Here is a 5,267-nt window from a genome sequence, read left to right on the forward strand (position 1 = left end):
AGGAGCACCATTTGTGATTTTTTAGCGGCAGCCATCCAGCCCTTTAATGTCGATTGAGGCAGATTAAGCCCCTGCGCCACCGACGCAATCGTACGGCCTTGGCGCTGATAAACCTTGCTCAATGCTTTGTGTTTAAAGTCGTCAGAATACGTAATTTTTTGCATGATGAAGCCTATGTTTTTTTCAAGCCCATGAAAATTCAGAGGCGACAACTAGTCTGACATAGGGGGGAATGCCGAGCGGAATCTCAACCTCCAGATTGAGGTTGTCTTCTGGAATCTCCTCTAGGCAGAAGATTTTGCCCACGAAATGAATTCCCATCCGCCCAGCACGTCCTTTGATGTTCCCATGCGTAAATTTGTCGATGCTGTGAATGCCATCGCGGTTGTCATAGATCACAACATTTTTCGCGACCGTATTGACGCCTTCGATGATTGTAGAAGTGCAGAGCAAGAAACGTAGTTTTCCCGCGTTGAACTGGTCGGCGGTGTATTGTTGAAGCGCCCTCGGTAGGGCTCCAAAATGTAATCCGATACCATTCTTAAGGGCAACGGTGTAATCCCAATCAGCATCAAATTCTTCGCTGACCCAATCAATATGAGGATTCATCGCCGGAGACCCATGGCCGAGCCTGATCAACTCTCGTGCCACAAGGCCCGCAACTGTTGGTGACTTGCAGTAGATGATGGTAGCGCCGGCACACGCACGCACGATGTCAGCCAGCGCGTTGAGTTTGGCTTCATAATCATTCGCTTTAATGCCGAAGGTTTGGACATCGAGCGCGACCGTATTGAAGTCGGTAGAAACGAAGGTATGCGGGTATCCGAGTCGTTCGAGGCCACGAATACTATTGACAAACGGTCCGGTTAGGTAGAACTGCTTGGAAACCTTGAGCAACTTGCTTAACGCGATGTTGAGTTCAATAACCCGCTCATCATGGTAGTCCACAGTACCATTTTTAAGTTCCCTGAAAGCCAGCTTGTAAAACTCGTCTATAACGAAGAGGTCAATATTGACGATGTCATCTCGCTCGTTCACTCGCTCTTGTGTGAGTACATAGACGACCCAGTCGGAGTGACACTTTTGGGAGCTGTGATGAATGATCTGATACCGGTCACCGAACCGCTCTTGCAACCGGCGACGAGTCTCGTCGGCAAGGGCCACCGTTGGAACAACTAGGACAAGTCGTTTCATGGTGCCCAGACCAACCAGCGAATCCACAATGGCACTTTTGCCCATACTTGTCGGTGCACTGAGCACCACGTTTTGACCTGATTTCAACAGATCAAATATGCGGAATTGCATCGAGTGGAAAACAAAACTGTCAGAGAATGGTGTCTGATACAGATCCAACACCCTAATGTCGTCTAGGGAGAGGTCGGTGAATTCTTTTTTCAGGTATGGGAACAGGCCTGATTTTCTAACCATGTTTTTCAGAAGAGTATTATGCTCGCTGAACCGCTCCCGAGCATCAAGGGCACGTACGATCAAGTCTCGACCCAGGTCATATGAAACAGGGTTGGACAGAAGTTTGTTGATCGCGGACAGGTATTTGAAGGATGAAAAGCCCTCATCTTGTAGGCTGTGTTTTGCTTCTTCATAGACTGATGTCATAACACTTCCTTCACCTTGTCCTCGACCATTTTGATTAACCGTTCAAGACTCGGAGCTGGATAGATGAATATTTGGATGCAAAGATTCGCGAACGGCGAATCTTCAACAAGGTCTGCTGCGAATTTCTCGAACAACTCTATTGTTTCCTGCTCTAGTTTATCCTCGTGCCCAGATGTTTCAGGGTCGGTAAGCAGATACGAGTCGTAGCCAACAAACAGAACAAAAGTGAAGCGATCAAGATGAGCATCGAAGGGCTGACTGCCATCGAGGATTTCATCAATGTCATGGCGAAGAAGGTAGTCATCATCTTTGATGTCAAGGATCTTTCTGCGCGCCGTATCGAAACACTCCGAAATGTCCTCATACAGCCGATCCCGTATCTCAGGCAGCCTTACGGCAATGTCGCTATCTGTTACCAACTCGCTGAAACCAATCCAGAGCTGATCACCTTCAGGGGCACGACGGACTATGTGCACATTTTCAAGAATTTTCTCTGGTCCAGGTCTGTCCACGTACAACATACAGGGTATAGGCTGGCTTTCATGGTGTTGCCGTATCGTGGCGTGCAACAACACGCGCCCCAGAAATTTGTTAACGTCATGGAGAGATTTGAAAACGGACGTCCGCAGTCGCTCTTGTTTTTCTACAAGTGTTAGCTTATGAATATCAGACAATTCTTTGGGCCGGAGAAAGACCTCATCCAACCATTGGTAAACGTTGTCCACGATGTGCTTGTAGCGATATTTATTAAGTGAGTATTGCTGATGCAAAACCTGCCCGTTGCGCTTAGCACATGTTGAAGCCATGGGCGCTCTGAATTGGGTAAGGATATGGGGCAGGTCTCGTTTGACGTAGATTTTGCGGCCTGATTGAGATTGGTCGTCTTCAACACGCAATTTGAACCATTCAAGAAGGTCTGTTCGAGTGTAAGACTTGTCATCAACACTGTGGATGCGTCGAGAATGCTCGCCTTTGCGTGTCACGGTATCGAGGATGCTACACCATAAATCTTCAGCAATGCTTTCAGAACTGAGAATGACTCCATGCAAATCTTGGGAGGCCATTCGTATATTTTTGATCCCCATGAGCTCCAGCTCGCGCAGGGTGTGATATACCTCCCAAGTCGCCGCATCTACCCAGTTAACGACACAAACTCCCGACGCGGTCTGGTAATTCATTGTGCGCTTGTTAAGCTCGTCGATCAGTTCCTGCCGACCAACTTTACCTGTCCGGGCTTTGGGACTGATCGTCAGGTACTCAAGGGTTTTGTTTACCTTGTCCTCGGTGACGATCGAATATCTTCGGGACAGGCCGACCCCAGATTCGCATTGCATCGACTTGTGCAATATCGAACTACCGGCGATTATTTTCTTATTCGCGCCCTTGGAGTTTTTGACGATGTCAGAAATGCTCCAGCGTGTTTTCTCTGTACTTTTCACCTGCACAAAATTGACGCCCCCGTCAGAGACGATGTCGATATCGTCAGTGACTTCGCAGCGGACACTTCTGATTGTCTTGTCACGAAGCATTCGGGTGACATGGTAGGCGGCAACACAGTCCTGAAATAGAAAGCCGTGTTTGGCGGCGACCCCGCCTGAATCAATTGATTCCATTTTGACGTCCGTAACAATACCCCCAAAATTTATAGGAGTTTTATGACATAGTCCATACAATTAACGTAATTTGGTCGCCTAAATGCTCATGGAAAGTGGCTGTGCAAGATCGCACATCCTTCCTAGGGGCTTTATAGTTCAATCGAGCACACACAAGTATTAATCTGGTGAGCTCACAGTTTAATATGTAGTGGCGCAGCAGTTTTCGCCATCCCCAAAGCGGTTTTGACTGTCCGCTATGCCGAACAGCTCTGGAGTGGAATGAACTCAAAATGATTAAGGCCGCAACCTAATGGTTTGCTGCCTTTTGCATTTCACTTCCTGGTATAGACAGATTGGCCAAACTGGATTTTCCAGTTTTATTGTGAAGACGTACTTTGTCTCAAGCTTTGGTGCCCATATCTTCAGGTGCCCCTCACTGGTCGACGATAACGGAAGGTGCGTCAGGCAGAATGGAACTATCGGCGGAGATGGCAAAATTGCCCGTGAATGTAATTGCGACGGCAATGGCGAGTTGGTGGAGGTGAAGTTTAGTCATGGAGATGTCCTTTAACGATCATTCGTCAGCCACTTGCTGACGTGTCGTTATTTTTATCTTTTTTAATTTGGAATAAAATATATAAAAATGCAGAAGCATCTGTTCCATTTTAGAAAAGATTGAAGGGGTATCCATGGTAGAGCTGGCCGATATGCGCCTTTTTGTGAGCGCGGTGGCCTGCGGCAGTTTGTCTGCGGCGGGGCGTGAGCTGGGTTTTTCGCCGGCGGTGGGTAGTAAGCGATTATCGCGGCTTGAGGCGGATTTGGGTGTGCGCTTGCTGCAGCGCAGCTCTCGCCGCTTGGCGCTTACGGAGGAGGGGCTGATCTACTACGAACGCTGTCAGGCGATTTTGGCCGAAGTGGCTGATGCGGAGGCAGCAGTGAGCAGTGGCCGGCAAGAGGCACAGGGAGTGTTGCGGGTGTCCTCACCGGTAGCGTTGGGGCGCCGATGGATTGGGCCAGCCTTGGCCGAGCTGGCAATGATGGCGCCAAGCTTGACCGTTCAGTTGACGCTGACAGATCAACTTGTCGATTTGATTGAAGGCGGTCTGGATTGTGTGGTGCGCATTGGCGGCGCGCCTGATTCGCGGCTGATTGCGCGGCATCTCACAAACAATCGCCGTGTCATTTGTGCAGCACCAGCTTATTTTGACCAACGGGGCATGCCGCAAACGCCGGCGGAGCTTGCCGCGCATGATTGTATTGTGATGAGTCGAAGCGGGGTGGCCCATGCAGACTGGCGTTTGGAGCAGCGCGACACGGGTGTGCAGACGACCGTGAGGGTTAAGGGGCGATTTGCGACAGATAATGGTGAACTTGCCCATGACTGGGCGCTTGCAGGCTTGGGCTTGGTGCGTCGGTCTGTTCTTGATGTGGCAGATGAGTTGGCGGGGGGGCAACTGGTGGAGGTGCTGCCACAGTGGGCGGGTGCGGACGCTCCTGTGCAGGTGTTGTACGCATCGCGCCGCCATTTGCCGGCGAGAGTGCGACTGTTTATCGATCATCTGGCAGAGGTGTTTGAGCGGGTCGCAGTGTAGTTCGGTGGGCTTGCGGGCTTGTTTATATCATGTTTATCCCTTCAGTAGCCCTAAGCGTCCGATTCTAAATATATAAGAATTTGTTTTTGGACTAACCTTTTTCAAGTTAACTTATGTGATCATGGTATTGGTCATGACATTGATATGTGGGGGGTATAAGTCGCTATTGTAAAAGGAATTTTTCTTCTCGCAGATAATTGAGTGGGAGTGATCCTGTTTTAGTTGTTTGTTGAGTATTACAAACACAAGCAAAACCCCAGCCAGTGGCTGGGGTTTTTTATTTTGCAATGAAAATGTATTAATATAGAATCTTGCTTTATGGTCTGGTGGTTTTAAAACTCCTGATTATGTCTCTTGCTCAATTAAGGCTTGAAATACCCCTCTTGGACAAGGTTTAGCCTGCATCACGGCTTTGAGTAATCGAGGAATCAGAGCGCACAGGTCTGCTCGACGATTGAAACGGTAT

The 5,267-nt window shown here is 49.0% G+C and carries 5 protein-coding genes; 1 reads left to right on the forward strand and 4 read right to left on the reverse strand.

Annotation, left to right across the window (positions count from 1 at the left end; genetic code table 11):
- The 4 genes from CSQ88_RS23710 to CSQ88_RS23530 form a co-directional block, all read right to left on the reverse strand.
- Positions 1-164: transposase (locus CSQ88_RS23710; RefSeq protein ID WP_143449562.1), on the reverse strand; the 164-nt coding region annotated here is incomplete at its 3' end.
- A 19-nt stretch (positions 165-183) separates the two neighbouring features.
- A complete protein-coding gene (locus CSQ88_RS21820) occupies positions 184-1,614 on the reverse strand; it encodes a DEAD/DEAH box helicase (RefSeq protein WP_218963175.1) in 1,431 nt (476 codons plus the stop codon).
- Positions 1,611-3,227: a dsDNA nuclease domain-containing protein gene (locus CSQ88_RS21825; RefSeq protein ID WP_099400168.1), complete on the reverse strand. Its 1,617-nt coding sequence runs from the start codon at positions 3,225-3,227 to the stop codon at positions 1,611-1,613. The genes CSQ88_RS21820 and CSQ88_RS21825 overlap by 4 nt, the downstream gene beginning before the upstream one ends.
- 415 nt (positions 3,228-3,642) lie before the next feature.
- Positions 3,643-3,765 (reverse strand): hypothetical protein, encoded by a 123-nt coding sequence (locus CSQ88_RS23530; RefSeq protein ID WP_257212724.1) that lies wholly within the window; start codon positions 3,763-3,765, stop codon positions 3,643-3,645.
- A gap of 133 nt (positions 3,766-3,898) precedes the next feature.
- Here CSQ88_RS23530 and CSQ88_RS21830 point away from each other — a divergent pair, with 133 nt between their 5' ends.
- Complete coding sequence (locus CSQ88_RS21830) at positions 3,899-4,801, forward strand: LysR family transcriptional regulator (RefSeq protein ID WP_099400169.1); 903 nt, start codon at positions 3,899-3,901, stop codon at positions 4,799-4,801.
- The last annotated feature ends 466 nt before the right edge of the window (positions 4,802-5,267 follow it).

Origin of the sequence: Iodobacter sp. BJB302 (assembly GCF_002735645.1) — a bacterium.
In the GTDB taxonomy this organism is placed as follows: domain Bacteria; phylum Pseudomonadota; class Gammaproteobacteria; order Burkholderiales; family Chitinibacteraceae; genus Iodobacter.

What these genes read in the sequence shown, in the direction of transcription:
- CSQ88_RS23530 (WP_257212724.1), bottom strand. Translation starts at nt 3,765, where the DNA reads ATGACTAAACTTCACCTCCACCAACTCGCCATTGCCGTCGCAATTACA.
- CSQ88_RS21825 (WP_099400168.1), bottom strand. Translation starts at nt 3,227, where the DNA reads ATGGAATCAATTGATTCAGGCGGGGTCGCCGCCAAACACGGCTTTCTA.
- CSQ88_RS21830 (WP_099400169.1), top strand. Translation starts at nt 3,899, where the DNA reads ATGGTAGAGCTGGCCGATATGCGCCTTTTTGTGAGCGCGGTGGCCTGC.
- CSQ88_RS21820 (WP_218963175.1), bottom strand. Translation starts at nt 1,614, where the DNA reads ATGACATCAGTCTATGAAGAAGCAAAACACAGCCTACAAGATGAGGGC.